20 protein-coding genes and 1 tRNA gene are annotated in these 21,305 nt (G+C 63.5%); 12 read left to right on the plus strand and 9 right to left on the minus strand.

Translation table 11 applies throughout. The features are described 5' to 3' along the window. Nucleotides 1-185 precede the first annotated feature (185 nt). Nucleotides 186-3,203, minus strand: a complete 3,018-nt coding sequence (locus AWB77_RS15945) for a ribonucleoside-diphosphate reductase subunit alpha (RefSeq protein ID WP_061135411.1) — start codon at nucleotides 3,201-3,203, stop codon at nucleotides 186-188. Nucleotides 3,204-3,639: 436 nt separating this feature from the next. Here AWB77_RS15945 and AWB77_RS35820 point away from each other — a divergent pair, with 436 nt between their 5' ends. Beyond that, nucleotides 3,640-3,789 carry a hypothetical protein gene (locus AWB77_RS35820; RefSeq protein ID WP_157694821.1) on the plus strand — a complete coding sequence of 50 codons (150 nt, stop codon included), beginning with the start codon at nucleotides 3,640-3,642 and terminating at the stop codon, nucleotides 3,787-3,789. A gap of 124 nt (nucleotides 3,790-3,913) precedes the next feature. On the opposite strand, the gene AWB77_RS15950 is transcribed toward AWB77_RS35820, so the two are convergent. Continuing rightward, complete coding sequence (locus tag AWB77_RS15950; RefSeq protein WP_061135412.1) at nucleotides 3,914-4,246, minus strand: PP0621 family protein; 333 nt, start codon at nucleotides 4,244-4,246, stop codon at nucleotides 3,914-3,916. A 28-nt stretch (nucleotides 4,247-4,274) separates the two neighbouring features. Continuing rightward, complete coding sequence (locus AWB77_RS15955; RefSeq protein ID WP_061135413.1) at nucleotides 4,275-5,186, minus strand: cytochrome C assembly family protein; 912 nt, start codon at nucleotides 5,184-5,186, stop codon at nucleotides 4,275-4,277. A gap of 110 nt (nucleotides 5,187-5,296) precedes the next feature. On the opposite strand from AWB77_RS15955, the gene ffh reads away from it, so the two are divergent. Then, entirely contained in the window at nucleotides 5,297-6,664 is a 1,368-nt protein-coding gene (gene ffh, locus AWB77_RS15960; RefSeq protein ID WP_061135414.1) for a signal recognition particle protein, read from the plus strand. Nucleotides 6,665-6,789: 125 nt separating this feature from the next. Then, on the plus strand, nucleotides 6,790-7,341 hold the full coding sequence (locus tag AWB77_RS15965) for a hypoxanthine-guanine phosphoribosyltransferase (protein WP_061135415.1): 552 nt from the start codon (nucleotides 6,790-6,792) through the stop codon (nucleotides 7,339-7,341). A 45-nt stretch (nucleotides 7,342-7,386) separates the two neighbouring features. Here the strand turns inward: AWB77_RS15965 and AWB77_RS15970 are convergent, their stop codons facing one another. Together AWB77_RS15970 and AWB77_RS15975 are read right to left on the minus strand one after the other, a co-directional pair. Beyond that, nucleotides 7,387-7,986, minus strand: a complete 600-nt coding sequence (locus AWB77_RS15970) for a MarC family protein (protein WP_061135416.1) — start codon at nucleotides 7,984-7,986, stop codon at nucleotides 7,387-7,389. After that, nucleotides 7,986-9,722: a proline--tRNA ligase gene (locus AWB77_RS15975; protein WP_061135417.1), complete on the minus strand. Its 1,737-nt coding sequence runs from the start codon at nucleotides 9,720-9,722 to the stop codon at nucleotides 7,986-7,988. The genes AWB77_RS15970 and AWB77_RS15975 overlap by 1 nt, the downstream gene beginning before the upstream one ends. A gap of 246 nt (nucleotides 9,723-9,968) precedes the next feature. On the opposite strand from AWB77_RS15975, the gene AWB77_RS15980 reads away from it, so the two are divergent. Together AWB77_RS15980 and AWB77_RS15985 are read left to right on the plus strand one after the other, a co-directional pair. Continuing rightward, the gene (locus AWB77_RS15980; protein WP_061135418.1) at nucleotides 9,969-10,613 is read left to right on the plus strand and encodes an RNA pyrophosphohydrolase; all 645 of its coding nucleotides are present in this window, start codon (nucleotides 9,969-9,971) and stop codon (nucleotides 10,611-10,613) included. 118 nt (nucleotides 10,614-10,731) lie between these two features. After that, the gene (locus AWB77_RS15985; protein WP_061135419.1) at nucleotides 10,732-11,322 is read left to right on the plus strand and encodes a CNP1-like family protein; all 591 of its coding nucleotides are present in this window, start codon (nucleotides 10,732-10,734) and stop codon (nucleotides 11,320-11,322) included. A 53-nt stretch (nucleotides 11,323-11,375) separates the two neighbouring features. On the opposite strand, the gene proB is transcribed toward AWB77_RS15985, so the two are convergent. The 4 genes from proB to rplU all read right to left on the minus strand — a co-directional run bounded on the left by proB (nucleotide 11,376) and on the right by rplU (nucleotide 14,358). Then, nucleotides 11,376-12,494: a glutamate 5-kinase gene (gene proB, locus AWB77_RS15990; RefSeq protein WP_061135420.1), complete on the minus strand. Its 1,119-nt coding sequence runs from the start codon at nucleotides 12,492-12,494 to the stop codon at nucleotides 11,376-11,378. 26 nt (nucleotides 12,495-12,520) lie between these two features. Further along, the gene (cgtA, locus tag AWB77_RS15995) at nucleotides 12,521-13,618 is read right to left on the minus strand and encodes an Obg family GTPase CgtA (protein ID WP_061135421.1); all 1,098 of its coding nucleotides are present in this window, start codon (nucleotides 13,616-13,618) and stop codon (nucleotides 12,521-12,523) included. A 142-nt stretch (nucleotides 13,619-13,760) separates the two neighbouring features. Further along, on the minus strand, nucleotides 13,761-14,021 hold the full coding sequence (rpmA, locus tag AWB77_RS16000) for a 50S ribosomal protein L27 (protein WP_061122473.1): 261 nt from the start codon (nucleotides 14,019-14,021) through the stop codon (nucleotides 13,761-13,763). Nucleotides 14,022-14,046: 25 nt separating this feature from the next. Continuing rightward, nucleotides 14,047-14,358: a 50S ribosomal protein L21 gene (gene rplU / locus AWB77_RS16005; protein ID WP_008342953.1), complete on the minus strand. Its 312-nt coding sequence runs from the start codon at nucleotides 14,356-14,358 to the stop codon at nucleotides 14,047-14,049. A gap of 293 nt (nucleotides 14,359-14,651) precedes the next feature. On the opposite strand from rplU, the gene AWB77_RS16010 reads away from it, so the two are divergent. The 7 genes from AWB77_RS16010 to coaE all read left to right on the plus strand — a co-directional run bounded on the left by AWB77_RS16010 (nucleotide 14,652) and on the right by coaE (nucleotide 21,198). Beyond that, entirely contained in the window at nucleotides 14,652-15,644 is a 993-nt protein-coding gene (locus AWB77_RS16010) for a polyprenyl synthetase family protein (protein ID WP_061135422.1), read from the plus strand. Between the two features lie 40 nt (nucleotides 15,645-15,684). Next, nucleotides 15,685-15,761 (plus strand) — tRNA-Pro (locus AWB77_RS16015). A gap of 142 nt (nucleotides 15,762-15,903) precedes the next feature. Continuing rightward, nucleotides 15,904-17,193 (plus strand): HlyC/CorC family transporter, encoded by a 1,290-nt coding sequence (locus tag AWB77_RS16020; protein ID WP_061135423.1) that lies wholly within the window; start codon nucleotides 15,904-15,906, stop codon nucleotides 17,191-17,193. Nucleotides 17,194-17,264: 71 nt separating this feature from the next. Further along, a complete protein-coding gene (locus tag AWB77_RS16025; protein ID WP_061135424.1) occupies nucleotides 17,265-18,431 on the plus strand; it encodes a GspE/PulE family protein in 1,167 nt (388 codons plus the stop codon). Further along, nucleotides 18,428-19,633, plus strand: a complete 1,206-nt coding sequence (locus tag AWB77_RS16030; protein ID WP_061135425.1) for a type II secretion system F family protein — start codon at nucleotides 18,428-18,430, stop codon at nucleotides 19,631-19,633. The genes AWB77_RS16025 and AWB77_RS16030 overlap by 4 nt, the downstream gene beginning before the upstream one ends. Before the next feature lie 31 nt (nucleotides 19,634-19,664). Then, nucleotides 19,665-20,576: a prepilin peptidase gene (locus tag AWB77_RS16035; protein WP_061135426.1), complete on the plus strand. Its 912-nt coding sequence runs from the start codon at nucleotides 19,665-19,667 to the stop codon at nucleotides 20,574-20,576. 16 nt (nucleotides 20,577-20,592) lie between these two features. Further along, on the plus strand, nucleotides 20,593-21,198 hold the full coding sequence (coaE, locus tag AWB77_RS16040) for a dephospho-CoA kinase (protein WP_061135427.1): 606 nt from the start codon (nucleotides 20,593-20,595) through the stop codon (nucleotides 21,196-21,198). Nucleotides 21,199-21,305: the final 107 nt, after the last annotated feature.

Here is a 21,305-nt window from a genome sequence, read left to right on the forward strand (position 1 = left end):
GAAAAGCTGCTTTCTTTGCCTACTTTCTTTGCAGCAGCAAAGAAAGTAGGTGCCGCCCCGCACAGGGGCAGTGCTAATAAACCAACGCCAATACGGGATCCGGCGAAAAAGAAAACGGACCGGCACCGGAGGCAAGAAAGAACGCCCCAAATGCCGGCCCGCATCGGACCAAACTCAACCAAGAGTTACTGACAGGCTTCGCACTCGTCGAAACCCGGATCGCCCGGACGCATCATGCAGACAGGTCCATCAGCTTCCGGCGCAGGCGCAGCAGCAGCAGCAGCAGCAGCAGATGCATTAAAGCCCCCCGTCCCCGACGACGATGCCGCGCCACCCGTCACGCCGCCGAAACCGCCTTGCGCACCCGATGCACCATTGCCGCCATCACCCGACGGCACCGCGTTCAGCGCGCCATGCGCCACCGTCGACTTCTCGACGTGCGTCGCCGCCATCGTGCGCAGGTAGTACGTCGTCTTCAGGCCGCGGACCCACGCGAGCTTGTAGACCTCGTCGAGCTTCTTGCCCGACGCGCCCGCCATGTAGATGTTCAGCGACTGCGCCTGGTCGATCCACTTCTGACGGCGCGACGCCGCCTCGACCAGCCACTTCGGATCCACTTCGAACGCGGTCGCGTAGATCGCGCGCAGATCGGCCGGAACGCGGTCGATGCGCGAAAGCGTGCCGTCGAAATACTTCAGATCCGACACCATCACCTCGTCCCACAGGCCGCGCGCTTTCAGGTCACGCACGAGGTAGTCGTTGACGACCGTGAATTCGCCCGACAGATTCGACTTCACATACAGGTTCTGGAACGTCGGCTCGATACACGCCGACACGCCGATGATGTTCGAGATCGTCGCCGTCGGCGCAATCGCCACGCAGTTCGAGTTGCGCATGCCGTAGGTCGAGATGCGCGAGCGCAGTTCAGGCCAGTCCATCGACTCGGACGAATCGACTTCCACATATCCGCCGCGCGCCTCGGCCAGCAGCTTCAGCGAATCCTGCGGAAGAATGCCGCGATCCCACAGCGAACCGCGATACGTCGCGTAACGGCCGCGCTCTTCCGCCAGTTCCGTCGACGCATAGTACGCGTAGTAGCACACGGCTTCCATCGAACGATCCGCGAACTCGACCGCCTCGCCCGATGCGTACGGCGTGCGCAGCAGATGCAGGCAGTCCTGGAAGCCCATGATGCCCATGCCGACCGGACGATGCTTCAGGTTCGAGTTGCGCGCTTTCGGCACCGCGTAGTAGTTGATGTCGATGACGTTGTCGAGCATGCGCATCGCGACGCTAATGGTGCGCTTCAACTTCGCGTGATCCAGCGCGTACGTGCCGTCGGCCTGCTTCACCATGTGCGCGACGAGGTTCACCGAGCCCAGGTTGCACACGGCGATTTCCGTTTCGCTCGTGTTCAGCGTGATTTCCGTGCACAGGTTCGACGAATGCACGACGCCGACGTGCTGCTGCGGCGAGCGCACATTGCACGGATCCTTGAACGTGATCCACGGATGGCCCGTCTCGAACAGCATGCCCAGCATCTTGCGCCACAGTTGCGCGGCCGGCAGCTTCTTGAACAGCTTGATTTCGCCGCGCGCGGCTTTCTCTTCGTAAGCGACGTATGCCTTTTCGAAGTCCGCGCCGAACAGATCGTGCAGGTCCGGGCAGGTCGACGGCGAGAACAGCGTCCAGTCGCCGCCTTCGACGACGCGCTTCATGAACAGGTCGGGAATCCAGTTCGCCGTGTTCATGTCGTGCGTCCGGCGACGGTCATCGCCCGTGTTCTTGCGTAGCTCGAGGAATTCTTCGATGTCCAGGTGCCACGTTTCCAGGTACGCACACACCGCGCCCTTGCGCTTGCCGCCCTGATTCACCGCGACGGCCGTATCGTTCACGACCTTCAGGAAAGGCACGACGCCTTGCGACTTGCCGTTGGTGCCCTTGATGTGCGAGCCGAGCGCACGCACGCGCGTCCAGTCGTTGCCGAGACCGCCCGCGAACTTCGAGAGCAGCGCGTTTTCCTTCAGCGCTTCGTAGATGCCGTCGAGGTCGTCGGAAACCGTCGTCAGATAGCACGACGACAATTGCGAGCGATGCGTGCCCGAGTTGAAAAGCGTCGGCGTAGACGACATGAAATCGAACGACGACAGCACGTTGTAGAACTCGATGGCGCGCGCCTCGCGGTCGATCTCGTTGAGCGACAAGCCCATCGCGACACGCATGAAGAACGCCTGCGGCAACTCGATGCGCGTGCCGTCGACGTGCAGGAAGTAGCGGTCGTACAGCGTCTGCAAGCCCAGATAGCCGAACTGCAGATCGCGGTTCTGGTCGAGCGCGGCGCCCAGACGCTTGAGATCGAACTGTTGCAGCTTTTCATCGAGCAGGCCGGCCTCGACGCCGCGCTTGATGAACAGCGGGAAATATTCGGCGTAACGCTCGCGCATTTCGGCTTGCGTCACTTCTTCTTCCAGAATCTCGCGGCGGATCGTGTGCAGCAGGATGCGCGCGGTGACCTGGCTGTACGCCGGATCTTTTTCGATCATCGTGCGCGCGGCGAGGATGGCCGAGTCGTAGACCTGCGACATCGGCACGCCGTCGTACAGATTCTTCACCGTCTCCGCGACGATCGGCTCGGCGGATACCGCATCGCCCAGATTCGCACATGCGGAGACGATCAGCGCCTTCAGCGCTTCCATATCGAGCGGACGCGTGACGCCGTTGTCGGTCACGTTGATGACGCCGCCAACGCTTCCCGACGCGTTCTGCGCCGACGAACGCTCTTGCGAACGCTGCTGCGTGCGCTTCTCGCGATACAGCACGTAGGCGCGCGCGACGTTGTGCTCGCCGCCGCGCATCAGCGCGAGTTCGACCTGATCCTGAATGTCTTCGATATGGAACGTGCCGCCATGCGGACGGCTGCGCACGAGCGCGCGCACGACCGCCTGCGTCAGTTGCTCGACCTGCTCGCGCACGCGTGCCGACGCCGCGCCCTGCCCGCCGTTCACAGCGATGAACGCCTTCGTCACCGCGATCGCGATCTTCGTCGGCTCGAACGACACCACGCTTCCGTTGCGACGGATGACTTTGTAGTCGGCAAACGTCGTGTTCGGCGCGAGCGCCTGGGCGCCCACGTTCTGCGCACCGCCCATCGGCTGTGCGGATGCGCCTTCGAAGGAAGTCGTGGCGTTCTCGGTGGTTTGCATGTGCAAAACTCCTGGTGTTCGAATGGTGCGGATGGTCCGCGGATTTATCACTTATGCCGCGCGCGTCACGAAACGTTCATGAGAGTCGCGCGATGTTTTGGCGGTGAGGCCAGGCTGTGAATACAGCAGGCTGGAAAACACGAATCGCGACGCTTACGGCCCGCATTGTTTTTGGCGTCTCATGCGGTGCCCGCGTTGGCGCGCGGTGTCGGTCGACGCAATTCGCGCTCACTTGCTCGCCTTCTTCACGGTGCTGCTCGCTGGCGCCCGATGCGCCCGGCGCCTCTCTCCTCGCAAAGAGAACCGCCTCGCGCATCGCCCCGGGCCCGCCAAACTTCGTCTACGCCGGAAAGCGGGCGGCGCCGGCTCATCGGAGCGGGCGCCGCCTCAACAACACAAGATATAGTGCGAAGTACGTCTTTCGGCACCAAGTATAGTGGACATCCTCGCAGTCTCAAAAAGTTTTATTTGCCTCGCGCCTGACCTGCCGGGGTTGACTTTTGCTGATGCAAAGCACGACAAGGCCTCGCGCGCGGCGCTGCTGCGGCGCAACGAGAAAGACCTTACGCGGCGCTGGCGGGTTTGAATGGACCGCTCGATCGCGACCTCGCGCATGCCGTGCAGACGATCGAACCAGGGATACGCGTCGTGATCGAGCGCGTCGTCGAAGAAGTCCGCGATGGCGTTCGTCGTGGAATCGACGGGCGGGTTTATCGCGCGTCGCGACCGGTCGGACGAGTCGCGTAGTGGCGCGCGTGATCGGCGCAGCAGAAGCGCTCGCCCGCGACGACGATCGCTTCGCTGCGCGGCGTATGCACGCCGCATTGCGCACATCGGATGAGCGGATCGGCGAGCTGCGGCGCACTCGTGGCCGCGCCGTTGCCGTTGCCGTTGCGGGCGCGGCGCGCATCGTGCGCGCCGCCCGCGGTCGCGCCGCCGGACTGCGTTTCGCCCTGCTGCGCGCGCTCGTTCGCGCGGCGCAGCTTCTTCAGGAGCCACTGGCTCAGAAAAAAGAGGACGATCAGAAAGAAGAAATTTCGCATCGATTCGAATGCCGATAGATTCAGACGCTCAGACGACCGCGCGATGCAGGAGCACTTCGAACACGAAGCGGCTGCCGACATACGCGAGCAGCAGCGCCGCGAACGACGCCAGCACCCAGCGCAACGCAGCGCGGCCGCGCCATCCGGAGATGCGGCGCGCGGTGAGCAACGCGCCGAACATCAACCAGGAGAGGAACGCGAAGACGGTCTTGTGATCGAACTGCAGCGCGCGATTGAGCAGTTGTTCGTTGAACGCGACGCCCGACACGAGCGTCAGCGTAAGCAGCACGAAGCCGGCCGCTATCAGGCGGAACAGCAGCTTTTCGAGCGTGAGGAGCGGCGGCAGCGCGTCGAGCCAGCTCGTGAGCCAGTTGCTGCCGGTATGACGCGTCGCCATGCCGCGCATGCGCTGCAGGCGGCGTTCGAGCATCAGCATGAGCACGGCGTGCAGCGCGGCGATCGCGAAGAGTCCATATGCGATGTTCGCGATCAGGAAATGCAGCTTGAACATCGGCGCGGCGGAGTACGACAGCACGCGCACGCCGCCGAAGACGAGCGGCAGCAGCGACGCAATGCACGCGAGCGGCAGCACGAGGAGACGCAGTCCGTCGAGCGGGAAGAAGAAACTCTCGATCCAGTAGATGCCCGCGCCGAGCCAGAACATCGCGGAGAGCGCGAACGCGAAGCCGAAGATCATTGCGTTCTGCGGGAAGATCGTCGTGTGCAGCAAAAGGCCGTGCACGAGCAACGCCACTAATAGTAGAGCGCGGCCGACGCCGCTCATTCCGGACGCCTTCGACCTCACGGCCGGCGCACTCCCGATGCCCGATGGCACGCCGGCCAGCGCCGGCTCGATGACCGTGTGGCGATGCGCGCGCCAGCCCGCCACGGCGAGGCCGCCGTAGAGAAGCGCAGTGAGGGCATACAGTACAATATCCATGTTCGAAGTTTACACTAGGCCCTTGAATCGCGACGTTTTCTCCCTTGCGCCAATGCGGGGCGACACGCCGTTTCGCGCTGAAAAAGGGCCGCATTCACTACCGTTTCCCCATGCTCGATAACCTGACTCAACGGATGGCGCGCGTCGTCAAGACGCTGCGCGGCGAGGCTCGGCTGACCGAAGCCAATACGCAAGAGATGTTGCGGGAAGTGCGCCTCGCGCTGCTCGAAGCGGACGTGGCGCTGCCGGCCGTGCGCGAGTTCATCGCGAAGGTGAAGGAAAAGGCGCTCGGCGAGGAAGTGTTGTCGAGCCTGTCGCCGGGTCAGGCGCTCGTCGGCGTCGTTCAGAAAGAACTGACGGCCGTGATCGGCGGCGATTACGAAGGCAAGGCCGCCGAACTGAACCTCGCCGTCGCGCCGCCCGCCGTCATCCTGATGGCCGGTCTGCAGGGCGCGGGTAAAACCACCACGACGGGTAAGCTCGCCAAGCTGTTGCGCGAGAAGAGCAAGAAGAAGGTGCTCACAGTTTCCGTCGACGTTTATCGTCCCGCCGCTATCCGCCAGTTGCAGACCGTGACCGAACAGGTCGGCGCGGACTTCTTCCCGTCGGAGCCCGATCAGAAGCCTGCCGACATCGCGCGTGCGGCGATCGACTGGGCGAAGCGTCATTTTCACGACGTCGTGATCGTCGATACGGCCGGCCGTCTCGGCATCGACGAAGCGATGATGAAGGAAATCAGCGAGCTGCATACGCTGCTCAAGCCCGCTGAAACGCTGTTCGTCGTCGACGCCATGTTGGGTCAGGACGCGGTCAACACCGCGAAGGCGTTCAACGACGCGTTGCCGCTCACCGGCGTCGTGCTCACGAAGCTCGACGGCGATTCGCGCGGCGGCGCGGCGCTTTCCGTGCGTCACGTCACCGGCAAGCCGATCAAGTTCGTCGGCGTCGCGGAAAAGCTCGACGGCCTCGAAGTCTTCCATCCGGACCGAATGGCGAACCGGATTCTCGGCATGGGCGACATTCTCGCGCTCGTCGAGGAAGCGCAGCGCGGTGTCGATACGCAGGCTGCGCAAAAGCTCGCCGACAAGGTCAAGAAAGGCGGCGACTTTGACCTGAACGACTTCAAGGCGCAGCTCTCGCAGATGAAGAAGATGGGCGGCCTGTCGTCGCTCATGGACAAACTGCCCGCGCAGTTCCAGCAGGCGGCGCAAGGCGCCGACATGAACAACGCCGAAAAGCAGATGCGCCGCATGGAAGGCATCATCAATTCGATGACCTTGCAGGAACGCGCGAAGCCCGAGCTCATCAAGGCCGCGCGCAAGCGTCGCATCGCGGCGGGCGCGGGTGTGCACGTTCAGGAAGTGAACCGCATGCTCAATCAGTACGAGCAGATGCGCGGCATGATGAAGAAGCTGAAGGGCGGCAATCTGCAAAAGATGATGCGCGGCATGAAAGGCATGTTGCCCGGCATGCGCTGAGACGCGCGCCTGTCGAACCCGCGTTCTCCTCGGGCGTCCGAGTCGAACGAAGCGCGGGTTTATCATATGGCGCACGCCGCCGTTTTTTTCCACACTAAGAAGTCAGCCTCTCCCCCGCTTTCCCTATGAATCGCGAAGAAGCTCTCCATATTTTCAGCCACTCCGAAGAGATCGTGACGGCTGACGAAGTCAACGCATCGATCGGCAAGATGGCCACGGCCATCAAGGCGGCGACGAAAGACGACTTCCCGCTCGTGCTTTCGGTCATGGGAGGCGCGGCCGTTTTCACCGGCATGCTGCTACCGCATCTCGACTTCCCGCTCGAGTTCGATTACATCCACCTGACGCGCTATCGCAATGCCATCAAGGGCGGCAGCGAAATGCAGTGGCGCGTGGCGCCGGCGGAGTCGGTGAAGGATCGCGTCGTGCTCGTGCTCGACGATATCCTCGACGAAGGCGAAACGATGGCCGCAATCCGTGACCGCATCATGGCGATGGGCGCGAAGACGTTCCTGTCGGCGGTGCTGTGCGAGAAGATCATCCCGAAGGCGAAGCCGCTGCGTCCTGATTTCTGCGGCTTCGAAGTGCCGAATCGCTATGTCTTCGGGTGCGGAATGGATGCGAAGGGTTACTGGCGCAATCTGCCGACGATCCGCGCGTTGACTGAAGGTGCGTGAGCGCGTCCTCGTGCGAAATAAAAAGCGGCCCGCGGGCCGCTTTTTTCATAGCTGATGCACGAAAGTGCGTATGCCCGTCAGCATCATCTCGACGGAAATCGCGACCAGCACCAACCCCATCAAGCGCTCGAAAGCCGTCACCACGCGCTCGCCGAGCCACTGCTGAATCTTCTCCGCGAGAATCAGCACGATCGCGCAGACGATCATCGTCACCGTGAGCGCGCCGATCCATTCGAACATCTTGCCGGGCGCTTGCGAGGTCAGCAGCATTACCGTGGCGAGCGCGGACGGCCCGGCCAGCGCAGGAATCGCGAGCGGCACGATCAGCGGCTCGCCGCCGCGCGAGTCGCCGCCCATCGCGCCATCCGGATGCGGAAAGATCATGCGCAGCGCAATCAGAAACAGCACGATGCCGCCCGCGATGCGCAACGAGACATCCGTGAGATTCATCGCGCGCAGGAAGCGATCGCCCGCCAGCATGAACACCAGCAGAATGACGAAGGCGATCGCCACTTCGCGCAGCACGACCACGCGACGCCGCTCTTTCGCGACGCTGCGCAGCGCGTTGATGAAGATCGGAATGTTGCCGAGCGGATCGGTGATCAGCAGCAGCAGGATCGTCGCGGACAGAAAGTTGTACTGCATTACTTCCCGAGCGCGGCCCGCACTTTTCCGATGACCACATCGGCGGCTTCATCGACCGGCAGCAGCGCGGCTTCCGTGTCGCGGCGGCCCTGATACTCCAGCTTGCCTTCCTTCAGCCCGCGATCGCCGATCACGATGCGATGCGGCACGCCGATCAGTTCCCAATCCGCGAACATCACGCCCGGACGCTCGCCGCGATCGTCGAGGATCACGTCGATGCCCGCTTGCTGCAACGTGGCGTACAGCTTGTCGGCCTGCTCGCGCACGGCGTCGCTGCGGTCGTAGCCCATCGGGCAGATCACGACTTCGAACGGCGCAATGGCTTCCGGCCAGATGATGCCGCGCTCATCGAAGTTCTGTTCGATCGCCGCGCCCAGCACGCGCGTCACGCCGATGCCGTAGCAGCCCATCTGCATCGGCGCGGGCTTGCCGTTTTCGTCGAGGAAGGTCGCGCCCATCGATTCCGAATACTTCGTGCCGAGTTGAAACACGTGGCCCACTTCGATGCCGCGGCAGATTTCGAGCGTACCCTTGCCGTCCGGCGACGGATCGCCCGCGACGACATTGCGGATGTCCGCCACTTCCGGCTCGGGCAGGTCGCGGCCCCAGTTCACGCCGGTCGTGTGGTAATCGACCTCGTTCGTGCCGACCACGAAGTCGCTCATGTTCGCGACCGTGCGATCCGCGATCACGCGCACCGGCTTCTTCGTGCCGATCGGGCCGAGATAGCCCGGCGGCGTGCCGAACCACTCGACGATCTCGGCTTCCGTCGCGAAGCGATAACCCTTGAGACCCGGCAGCTTGCTCGTCTTGATGTCGTTGAGCGAGTGATCGCCGCGCAGCATCAGCAGCCAGATGGTCGGCTCGGCGCCTTCGTTGTCGGTTGCGAGAATGATCGACTTGATCGTCTTCTCGAGCGGAATGTTCAGCAACTGCGCGACCGCCTCGCACTTCGCGGCGCCGGGCGTCGGCGTCTTCTTCAGTTCTTCGGTCGGCGCGGCGCGTTGCGCGATGAGCGGCAGCGCATCGGCGGCTTCGACATTCGCGGCGAAATCCGAACTCGGGCAATACGCGATGTCGTCCTCGCCCGTTTCGGCGATCACGTGGAACTCGTGCGACCCGCTGCCGCCGATCGAACCGTTGTCCGCCGCGACCGCGCGGAACTCGAGCCCGATGCGCGTGAAGATGCGCACATAGGCTTCGTACATCTTGCGATACGACTCGGCGAGGCCGTCCAAGTCCTTATCGAACGAATACGCGTCCTTCATGATGAACTCGCGGCCGCGCATCACGCCGAAACGCGGACGGATCTCGTCGCGGAACTTCGTTTGAATCTGATAGAAGTTCACCGGCAACTGGCGATAGCTCTTGATATCGCGACGCGCGATATCCGTCACGACTTCCTCGTGCGTCGGGCCCATCACGAAATCGCGCTCGTGGCGATCCTTGAAACGCAGCAGTTCCGGTCCGTATTGCTCCCAGCGGCCGCTCTCCTGCCACAGTTCGGCGGGCTGCACCGCGGGCATCAGCAATTCGAGCGCGCCCGCGCGGTTCATCTCTTCGCGCACGATGGCTTCGACCTTGCGCACCGAGCGCAGACCGATCGGCATGTAATCGTAGATGCCGCCCGCGACGCGGCGGATCATGCCGGCGCGCATCATCAGCTTGTGGCTGACGATCTCGGCGTCGGCGGGAGCTTCTTTCAGGGTGCCGATGAAGAAACGGGATGCTTTCATTCAAATTATCCAAAAGCGGCGCGCGCTTCGGCGCCATTGTGGCGCCGGAGCAGGCGGATCGAAGGTGAACGACGGAAACGGTCGTCGGCTTTGCAAGGGAGAAGATTTTGCCGTCTTCCCGGAATGCTGGCAAAGCGTCTTGCGCGCTGACCGGGAAACGTGCCCCGAATTCGGGTTCGTGCCGGTGCGCGGGGTCCGTTAACTGTTTATAATCAAAGCAATTTTAAAGGATTTGAAGGTGGCTGTATGCTGGATCGTGAAGGCTTTCGCCCGAACGTCGGCATCATCCTCTTGAACGCGCGCAACGAAGTGTTTTGGGGCAAGCGGCTGCGTGAACATTCCTGGCAGTTTCCGCAAGGGGGCATCAAATACGGTGAGACCCCTGTGCAAGCGATGTATCGGGAGTTACACGAAGAAACCGGCCTGCTACCGGAGCATGTGAAAGTTGTCGGTCGCACGCGCGACTGGCTGCGTTATGAGGTGCCGGACAAGTTCATCAAGCGCGAGGTGCGCGGACATTATCGCGGTCAGAAACAAATCTGGTTTCTGCTGCGTATGGTGGGACGCGATTGTGACATCTGCCTGCGTGCGACGGATCATCCGGAATTCGATGCCTGGCGCTGGAACGAGTATTGGGTGCCGCTTGAAGCGGTCATCGAGTTCAAGCGCGACGTTTATCAAATGGCTCTCACCGAGCTGTCCCGCTTCCTGCGGCGTACCAACTCCCGCGGTGAACGCGGCGAGCGCGCCGCGCATCATGGACCGCGCTATCCGCGCGTGCTTCAGACGATGACCATCGAAGCGCCTGCCATTACTGCTTCCGGCGCGGCAGTTCAGGCAGAATGCACGGTCAGCGAAGAAGTGCACGTAATCGTGCAGCGCTCGTCGTAAGACCGGGCGCCTCGCCGCTTCGCACGGATTGACTCTCAAACTTCGACAGATGGCACGGCGACACGCTCGCCGTGCCATCTCGCTTTGTTCCGCCGGGCGGGCCGTCGAGCCCGCGCGCATGTTCTCCGGGAAGATTCAATTGAAAGTGAATGCCTCACTCGCGGTAATCGCGGCATCCGCGGCAGCGCTCGCCGTGCTCGCCGGCTGTTCCAGCAACAAGGCGCCGTCCACGCAGGACGACGGCGTGTTCACCTATCTGCTCGACCGCAAAACCACGTGGGCCGAAGAGAAGATCGACACGATGCCGCCGCTGCCGCAAGCGTCCAACCTCGTCGATTTCAACGTATCGCAGAACACGCCGCTCTCGTTTTCCGTCGACAAGACGACGCTTACGGTCGGCCAGGACGGCGTCATCCGATACGTGGTCGTCGTGACCAGCCCGGCGGGCGCGCGCAACGTCAACTACGAAGGCATTCGTTGCGATACTTATGAATGGCGCCGTTACGCAAGCATCAACGACGATCAGAACGGCTGGGATCAGGGCTCCGCGTTCGAGTTCAAGCGCATCGAGAACGGCGAGTTGAACGCGTATCAGGCGGCGCTCTATCAGGACTACTTCTGCGCGAGCAAGTTGCCCGTCGGCAACGCGAAGCAGATCGTCAACAACATGGAATACAAGCGCACGCAGCGCTCCATCAATCTGCGCTGACTGCTTCCGCGCGCCGATGTGAAAACGCCCTTCGAGCGAAGGGCGTTTGTGTTTCAGACGAGCACGAGATTGTCGCGATGGATCAGCTCCGGCTCCAGCATGTAGCCGAGCACCGATTCGATCTCGCCGCTCGGCCGCCGATGAATCAGCCGCGCCTCGGAACTGCTGTAGTTCGTGATGCCGCGCGCGACTTCCTGTCCCCGATCGTTCACGCATGCGATCACTTCGCCGCGATCGAACGCGCCCTTTACGTCGATGACGCCGATCGGCAGCAAGCTCTTGCCATCGGCGGTGAGCTTGTTGACGGCGCCATCGTCGATCACGACGTGCCCGCGCACCTGAAGATGATCCGCCATCCACTGCTTGCGCGCCGCCATGCGCGCGGTGCGCGCGATGAGTTGTGTGCCGATCATCTCACCCGATGCGAGGCGTGTGAGCACGTCGGCTTCACGGCCGCTCGCGATCACCGTGTTCGCGCCGCTGTGCGCCGCACGCTTGGCCGCGAGAATCTTGGTCAGCATGCCGCCGCGTCCGAGGCTCGAACCCGCGCCGCCCGCCATCTGCTCTAGTTCGGGCGTGCCGGCATCGGCCTGTTCGACGAGCGTCGCGTTCGGGTCCTTGCGCGGATCGGCGGTGAAGAGGCCGCGCTGATCGGTGAGGATGACGAGCGCATCGCCTTCGATCAGATTCGCGACGAGCGCGCCGAGCGTGTCGTTGTCGCCGAACTTGATTTCGTCGGTGATGACCGTGTCGTTCTCGTTGATGATCGGCACTGCGCCCAGACGCAGCAGCGTCAGAAGCGTTGAGCGAGCGTTCAGATAGCGCTCGCGATCGGCGAGGTCGGCGTGCGTGAGCAAAATCTGCGCGGTACGGATGCCGTGGGCGCCGAAGCTGCTTTCGTAGACTTGCGCAAGACCCATCTGGCCGACAGCGGCCGCCGCCTGCAATTCGTCGATTTCGCGCGGGCGCTTCGTCCAGCCGAGCCGGTGAATGCCTTCCGCAATCGCGCCCGAACTCACGAGCACGACTTCCTTGCCCTCTTCGCGCAGCGCCGCGATTTGCGACGCCCAGCGCGAGATTGCCGCATGATCGAGCCCGCGACCGTCATTGGTGACGAGGCTCGACCCCACTTTCACTACGATTCGCTTCGCAGCGGCGATGACCGAACGCATCGTGCGCTTTCTCCTCGTGGTTGCTTTTATTCCTTCGCTGCGCCGTCGCGTGCATCGTCGCGAAAGCGCACGTCGGCGGCGAGATCTTCCGCCTCCGCCGCGCGCGATGCGTCCGAATGCTGCGAAATGTAGTCGTAGATCGCGTACGTGAGCGCTTCGCAGCCCTGGCCTGTCAGCGCCGAAATCTCGTAGACCGGACCATCCCACTCGAAACGCTCGACAAAATCGGCGATACGCGCCTCGCGTTCATTCTCCGGCACCATGTCGAGCTTGTTCAACACGAGCCAGCGCGGCTTCTCGTAGAGCGACTCGTCGTACTTGCGCAATTCGTTGACGATCGCCTTCGCCTCCGCGACCGGATCGACGTTTTCGTCGAACGGCGCCATGTCGACGAGATGCAGCAGCACGCCCGTGCGCTGGAGATGCCGCAGGAAACGATGCCCGAGCCCCGCGCCTTCCGCCGCGCCTTCGATCAGACCCGGAATGTCCGCGATCACGAAGCTCTTGCTCGGCCCGACACGCACCACGCCGAGATTCGGCGCGAGCGTCGTGAACGGATAATCGGCGATCTTCGGCCGCGCGTTCGACACCGACGAGATGAACGTGGACTTGCCCGCGTTCGGCATGCCGAGCAGGCCGACGTCGGCGAGCACTTTCAGCTCGAGCTTGAGCATGCGGCGCTCGCCCGGCTTCCCATCGGTTTTCTGACGCGGCGCGCGGTTCGTGCTCGACTTGAAATGCAGATTGCCGAGCCCGCCCGCGCCGCCCTGCGCGATCAGGACCTGCTGATTGTGCTCGGTCAGATCGGCGATGATTTCGCCTGTTTCCTGATCCGAGATGATCGTGCCGACCGGCATGCGCAGCGTGATGTCGTCGCCGCCTTTGCCGTAGCAGTCCGCGCCGCGGCCGTTTTCGCCGTTGCGCGCCTGGTGCTTCTTGGAGAACCGGTAGTCGATCAGCGTGTTGATATTACGATCGCCGACCGCGTAGACGCTGCCGCCACGCCCGCCGTCGCCGCCGTCCGGTCCGCCGAACGGGACGAACTTTTCGCGGCGCATCGACGCGCTGCCATCTCCTCCGTCGCCGGCGATGACTTCGATCCTCGCTTCGTCAATGAACTTCATGCGTTGCTCCGTCCCGTGTATTCGCTCTATTTTGCCGCGACCTGCGTGTGCCGGTCACGGACAACTGCATTTGTATCCGCCAAAGAAAAAGCCCCGCGAACTTCGCGGGGCCTTTTTCGGTCCTGAAGCCCGTGCGTAAGATTTACGCTGCCGGGACGACGACGACCGTGTGCTTCCGTGCGGCGCCCTTGGTCACGAACTTCACGTGGCCGTCGGTCAGCGCGAACAGCGTGTGATCCTTGCCGATGCCGACATTCTCACCCGGATGCATGCGCGTGCCGCGCTGGCGAACGATGATGCCGCCCGCGTTGATTGCCTGGCCGCCGTACACCTTCACGCCGAGGCGTTTGCTCTCGGAGTCGCGGCCGTTGCGGGAAGACCCGCCTGCTTTTTTGTGTGCCATTTGCTTAGCTCCTTAACCGATGCGCTTACGCGTTGATCGCGTCGATGCGCAGTTCGGTGTAGTTCTGGCGATGGCCAGCGTGCTTTTGGTAGTGCTTCCGGCGACGCATCTTGAAGATGGTCACTTTCTTGTGACGACCTTGGGACACGACGGTAGCCTTGACGGAAGCCCCACTGACCAGCGGCGTACCGAACTGAATCGATTCGCCTTCGCCTACTGCGAGAACCTGGTCGAGCGTGATTTCAGCGTCAATGTCTGCCGGTATCTGTTCTACTTTAAGTTTTTCGCCAACGGCAACTTTGTACTGCTTGCCGCCGGTTTTTATGACCGCGTACATTGAGAACCTCACTCAGAATTCTTTCCCGCTCGCGCGGGAAACTTCACATTTCCCACGCACCACGCGGGGAAAACACGCGATTATACATAGGGTTACGCTCGACGTCAAAGTGTGATGGCGATGCGCGCACGTCTGGCACCGCGCGCGGACCGGAGCCGAACCTCGGCGAAAACGAAGCGAAAAGTCAGCGAACCGTATCCGAATTTCGCCGACGTCGCACGAATCGAAACACCCGAACCCCGTCGTCTGTCGGATTCGCCTTATAATCCGCCGGATTACCTTTTTTGCCGATCATGTCGTCGACCGCCACTTCCTCTCCCAACGCCGCCGCACTGCTCGCCCCGATCGCCGAGGACATGCAGCAGGTCAATCGCGTCATCCGGCAGCGCCTGGCATCAGAAGTGATGCTGATCAACCAGATCTCGGAGTACATCATCGGCGCGGGCGGCAAGCGGTTGCGCCCCGCGTTGCTGCTGCTCGTGTCCGGGGCGCTGGGCGACACGACCGGTCATCGTCACGAACTCGCGGCCGTGGTGGAATTCATTCACACGGCGACGCTGCTGCACGACGACGTCGTCGACGAATCCGATCTGCGGCGTGGCCGCAAGACCGCCAATGCGCTTTTCGGCAATGCGGCGAGCGTGCTCGTCGGCGACTTTCTGTATTCGCGCTCGTTCGAGATGATGGTGAGCGTCGGCAAGATGCGCGTGATGGAGATTCTGTCGGTTGCGACCAACATCATCTCCGAGGGCGAAGTCCTGCAACTGCTCAACATGCACGATCCGGACGTCGACGAAGCGCGCTACATGCAGGTGATCCGCTACAAGACGGCGAAGCTTTTCGAGGCGGCGGCGCAGCTCGGCGCGGTGCTCTCGGGCTCGGACGCGCGCACCGAAGCGGCGGCGGCGGAGTTCGGGCGGCGCATCGGCACGGCGTTCCAGATCATGGATGACTGGCTCGACTACACCGGCACGCCCGAATCGATGGGCAAGAACGCCGGCGACGACCTGCGCGAAGGCAAGCCCACGTTACCGCTCATCTATCTGATGGAGCACGGCACGCCGGAGCAGGCGGCGCTCGCGCGCGAGGCGATCGAGCAAGGCGGCACGGACCGCTTCGACACGATCTTCCATGCAATCACCACATCCGGCGCGCTGGACCACACGCTGGAGTGCGCGCGAAAGGAAGCACAGGCGGCGGCAAATGCGATTTCTTCATTTCCCTCTTCCATCTATAAAGAGAGCCTGCTAGAATTATGTTCTTACTCGACGGCAAGACAGTCTTAAACGAGACTAAAAAGTCGTAGGAGTCCAAGGTGGTCGAATTCGGGGTGTAGCTTAGCCTGGTAGAGCGCTACGTTCGGGACGTAGAGGCCGGAGGTTCGAATCCTCTCACCCCGACCAGAATCGAAAAAACCCGCATGGTCCGCCATGCGGGTTTTTTATTTTCCGCAGCAAGCCGCTCGCGTTGGCCGAGCGGCCGAGGGCGGCCTTGTTCGCCCGTCTGTTATATTGCCTCCCATCTCCGCCCCTACTCGATCACCGCGTGGACAACCTTCCCTTATGGGCGCAAATTTGCGCCATTTTTCTGCTTCTCTTCCTTTCCGGCTTCTTCTCGATCTCCGAAACGTCGATGATGGCGCTCAACCGCCATCGCCTGAAATATCTCGCAAGCCAGGGATCGCTACGCGCACGCACGACGCAAGGCCTGCTGGCGAAAACCGACCAGCTTCTTTCCGTGATCCTGATTGGCAACAACCTGATCAACACCATCATCCCGGTGCTCACGACATCGATCGCGCTGCGCACCTTCGGCCATAACAATCTCGTCCTGTCGATCACGACGGGCGTCATCGCGTTCCTGATCATCGTGTTCGCGGAGATCGCGCCGAAAATCGTCGGCGCTACCTATCCCGAAAAAGTGGCGCTGCCCGCGAGCCTCGTGCTCGCGCCGCTCATGCGTATCGCGCGGCCGCTCATCTGGTTCGTGAACCTGTTCGCCAATGCGATTCTCGCCGCGCTGCACATCAACACGCGCACCAAGCGCGACCAGCGCATTTCGCCGGAAGAACTGCGCACCATCGTGCTGGAAACCGGCAGTTTCATGCCGACCAAACACCGCAGCATTCTGCTCAACTTGTTCGATCTGGAGAACATCACCGTCGACGACGTGATGATCCCGCGCCGGCGCATCGAAGCACTCGACTTCGACGCGCCTTTCGAGCAGATCCTGCATCAGCTCGAGACGTGCTATCACAACAAGCTCGTTGTCTTCCAGGGCGACATCGATCGTGTGCTCGGCATCCTGCACGTGCGCAAGACGCTTTCCGCGCTGCATAACCAGGAGCTCGAACGCGACACGCTGCGCGAACTGCTCACCGAGCCGTATTTCGTGCCCGCGGGCACGCCGGTCTTCCAGCAGTTGCAATACTTCCAGGAGAGCGGTCAGCGGATCGCGATCGTCGTCGACGAATACGGCGAATTGCAGGGGCTCGTCACGCCCGAGGACATCATCGAGGAACTGATCGGCGAATTCACGACGACGATCCCGCGCGGTGCCGGCTCGCGCGGCGGCTGGGACGAGAACGGCGAGTGCATCGTGGCGGGCAGCATGCCGCTGCGAGAACTGAACCGCTGGCTGCATCTGACGCTGCCGACGGACGGCCCGAAGACGCTCAACGGCCTGATCCTCGAAACGCTCGAAGACATTCCGGACGGCGACGTTTCCGTGCAGATCGCGAACGTGACGTTCGAAGTCATGCGCAGCGACGATCAGGCGATCCGCACGGTCAAGATCTTCCGCCCGCTCGCGCCCACGAAACACACGCTGCGTTAGCCATTCGGACGACTGGGCGTCCGCGTGCGCGGGCGAGATGATCGGATCATCTCGACTCCAGGCCCGACGCCATGCTTTCCCCTTCCCGCGATTCCGCATCCGATCACGAGACGCCCGCCGTCTCGCTGCTGACCGACACCTTGCGCGAAGCCGCCGAGCGCGGCGCGTCCGACATTCACGTCGAGCCAGCCGAGCACGCGTGGCGCATCCGCCTGCGCGTCGACGGCGCGTTGCACGTCTTGAAGCGCCCGCCGCCTCATTTGCGCGACGCGTTCGTCACGCGGATCAAGGTGCTCGCGCGCATGGACATTGCCGAGCGGCGCGTGCCGCAGGACGGACGGCTGCGCCTGAATCTGCCGGGCGGACGGATGGGCGACTATCGCGTCAACTCGCTTCCGACGCTCTTCGGCGAGAAGCTCGTGTTGCGGCGGCTCGACGCGCTCCCGCCCGATCTGTCGCTCGCCGCGCTCGGTCTCGACGACGCGCAAAGCCACTCGGTCGAATCGGCGATACGCGCGCCGCACGGTCTCGTCCTCGTCACCGGCCCGACCGGAAGCGGCAAAACCCTGTCGCTCTACTGCTTCCTGCAGATGCTCAACGCCGAGGCGCGCAACGTGTGCTCCGTCGAAGATCCCGTCGAAATCCAGCTCGCGGGCATCAATCAGGTAAGCGTGCGCGAAAAGGCCGGGCTGACCTTCGCCGTGGCGCTGCGTGCGTTCATGCGCCAGGACCCTGACGTCATCATGGTCGGCGAGATTCGCGACGCCGAAACCGCGGACGTCGCGGTGAAGGCCGCGCAGACCGGGCACCTCGTACTCTCGACCTTGCACACGAACGACGCGCCCGCCGCGATCGCGCGTCTCATCGATATCGGCGTCGCGCCCTACAACCTCGCTGCCGCGCTCAGGCTCGTCACCGCGCAACGGCTCGTGCGCAAGCTGTGCGAGTTCTGCCGCGTGCGGTCGGCGCTGCCGCTCGCGGACGGCTTCCATCCGTTCGAGGCGCGCGGTTGTCCGGCGTGTCACGGCATCGGCTATCGGGGGCGCGTCGGCGTGCATCAGGTGATGCCGGTTTGCGACGACATTCGCGAGCTGATCGTGTCGCGTGCGGCGACGCATGCAATCGCGCGCGCGGCACAGTCGCGCGGCATGCCCGGCTTGCGCGATGCGGCGTTCGCACGCGTGCGCGAAGGGGTGACGAGCGTCGCCGAAGCGGCCGAAGCGACGGAGGCCGAATGATGTCCGACGCGCTCGAAAAGCGCTTCGCCTGGCATGGTCTCGACGCCGAAGGCCGGTCGAAGCGAGGGAAGATCATCGCCAGCGACGCGCTCGCCGCGCGTGCCTCGCTGCGGCGCGAAGGCATGATCGTCACCGCGCTCGAAACGCTCGGCGCCGCGCCGCCGCCCAAAGCGAAGGCCGCGGACGTAACCGTCTTCACACGGCAGCTCGCCGGCCTGCTGCGGGCTGGATTACCGCTCGCGGGCGCGCTCGAATTGCTGGGCGGCAGCGCGGCGGGCGGCGGCCTGCCGCGCATCGTCCGCGCACTGGCGCGCGAAATCACACGCGGCGTGCCGTTTTCGGCGGCGCTGGCGCAGCATCCGGCCGCGTTCGGCGCGTTGTACTGTCAGCTCGTTTCGGTCGGCGAAGTCGCGGGCGCGTTGCCGACGGTGCTCGCGCGTCTCGCCGACGACCGCGAGCGCGCCGCCTCACAACGGGCGAGACTGCGCGCGGCGCTCACTTATCCGCTCATGGTGCTGCTGTTGTCGCTCGCGATCACGGCGGGCTTGCTGATCGGCGTGGTGCCGACCTTCAAGACGATCTTCGACGGCTTCGGCGCCGCGCTGCCCGCGCCCACGCGTTTCGTGCTCGCGCTTTCGAATGGCGTCGCGCGTGTCGGCGTGCCGGTTGCCGTTGCGCTCGGCTGCGCGGCGGTCGTAGCCTGGAACTGGATGAAGCGATCACCCGATGCGCGCGAATCCGCCGATCGCGTCGCGCTGCATCTTCCGCTCGCGGGCAAGCTGCTGCGCGCCCTCGCCGTCGCGCGATGGAGCCGCGCGCTCGGCACGCTGCTTTCGGCAGGCACGCCTTTGTCCGATGCCTTCGACTCGCTCACGCACGCGACCGGAAATCGCGTATTCGACCGCGCCACCGTCGATATCGCCGCGCGTCTGCGCAACGGCGAACGGCTCGCGGCCGCAATGCGCGCCTCCGGATGCTTCCCGCAGGACGTCGTGCAGCCGATCGCGGTCGCCGAAGAGTCCGGCTCGCTCGATGCAATGCTCCTCGATCTCGCCACGCTCGCCGACCGGCAAGTGGACGAGCGCATCGGCGGGTTCGCGAGTCTTTGCGAACCGATCGTCATTGTCGTGCTGGGCGCGCTCGTGGGCGGCCTCGTCATCGCGATGTATCTTCCTATCATTCAGCTCGGCAACGTGGTGTAGCATCGCGGGCCAGAGCAACCGTTCGACCATCATGCAGCCTTCGTTCGATCCGTCCACCGCGCATTTCGCGAGCCCCTATCTGGCGGCGTTCGCCGCGCTGCCTGTCGCCGTGCAGTACGGGTTCGTCATCGTGTTCGGCCTCGTGATCGGCAGCTTTCTGACCGTCGTCGTGCATCGTCTGCCGGTCATCCTCGAACGCGCGTGGCGCGCGGAAGTGGACGCCGCCGCGCCCGAAGCGCCGAAAGTTCCGGCGGACGCGTACCCCGAGCGCTTCAATCTCGCCGTGCCGCGCAGCGCCTGCCCGCATTGCAAGCATGTGTTGCGCGCGTGGGAAAACATTCCGGTCGTAAGCTATCTGGCGCTGCGCGGCCGCTGTTCGGCGTGCGGCGCGCGCGTGAGCCCGCGTTATCCGCTCACCGAACTCGCGACAGCCGCGCTCGCGGCGCTCTCGCTTTACGCGTTCGGCCCGGTGTGGCCCGCGCTCGCCGCTTTCGGACTGTGCGCGACGCTGCTCACCGCCGGGCTCATCGACTACGACACGCGCTATCTTCCCGATGTGCTGACGCTGCCTTTGCTCTGGGCCGGACTCATCGTCAATTTCGGCGATGGCGGTTTCGCGACGCTGCACGATGCCGTGGCCGGCGCGATCGCAGGCTATGTCTTTCTGTGGTGCGTGTACTGGCTGTTCAAGCTCGTGCGCGGCGTCGAAGGCATGGGTTACGGCGACTTCAAGCTGCTCGCCGCGATCGGCGCCTGGCTCGGCTGGTCGGCGCTCGCGCAAGTGCTGCTTATTGCGGCTGTCGCGGGCGCCGCGTTCGGCATCGTAGCGACGTGGCGCAAGCGCATGCGTTTCGAGGAGCCGCTTCCATTCGGGCCGTTTCTCGCGGCGGGCGGTGCGATCACGCTTTTCGTCGGCACGCCGCTCTACGCATTGTTGGGATGATCGAAGGGAGCAACGGATGTTCAGCATTGGCCTCACCGGCGGCATCGGCAGCGGCAAGAGCACGGTCGCCGATCTCTTCGCGGCGCGCGGCGTTCCGCTGATCGACGCCGATCTGATCGCGCATCAAATCACGGCGCCGGGCGGCGTGGCGATGCCGCTGATCGCGGGCGAGTTCGGCGACGGTTTTATCGCCGCGGACGGCTCGCTCGACCGCGCGAAAATGCGCGCGCTCGTCTTCGCCGACGACACCGCGAAGGCGCGTCTCGAAGGCATCGTGCATCCGCTGATTCGCGCCGAGACGGAACGCCAGCGCCTTGCCGCGCAGGGCGCGTATCACATCGTCGTCGTGCCGCTGCTGGTCGAATCCGGCGAATGGGCGAGCCGCGTTTCGCGCGTGCTGGTGGTGGACTGTCCTGTCGAGACGCAAATTGCGCGCGTCATGCGGCGCAACGGCTTCACGCGCGAACAGGTGCTCGCGATCATGGCAAAGCAGGCGTCACGCGAGGCGCGGCTTGCTGCGGCCGACGATATCGTCATCAACAACGAAATCGCCACGCGCGACGCGCTCGCGCAGCAAGTCGACGCGCTTCACGCGCGATATTTGTCGCTCGCTTCGGCATGAAGCGCGTGATCGCCTGAGTTTGCGAAATCGTCGGAAAGTTCCCGGTTTCGCGTCGAAACGGGCAGTTTGCCGCGCGAATATGCCCCGATTTGCTAGGGTGAGGATGC

The organism is Caballeronia fortuita, assembly GCF_001544835.2.
Classification (GTDB): Bacteria; Pseudomonadota; Gammaproteobacteria; order Burkholderiales; family Burkholderiaceae; genus Caballeronia; species Caballeronia fortuita.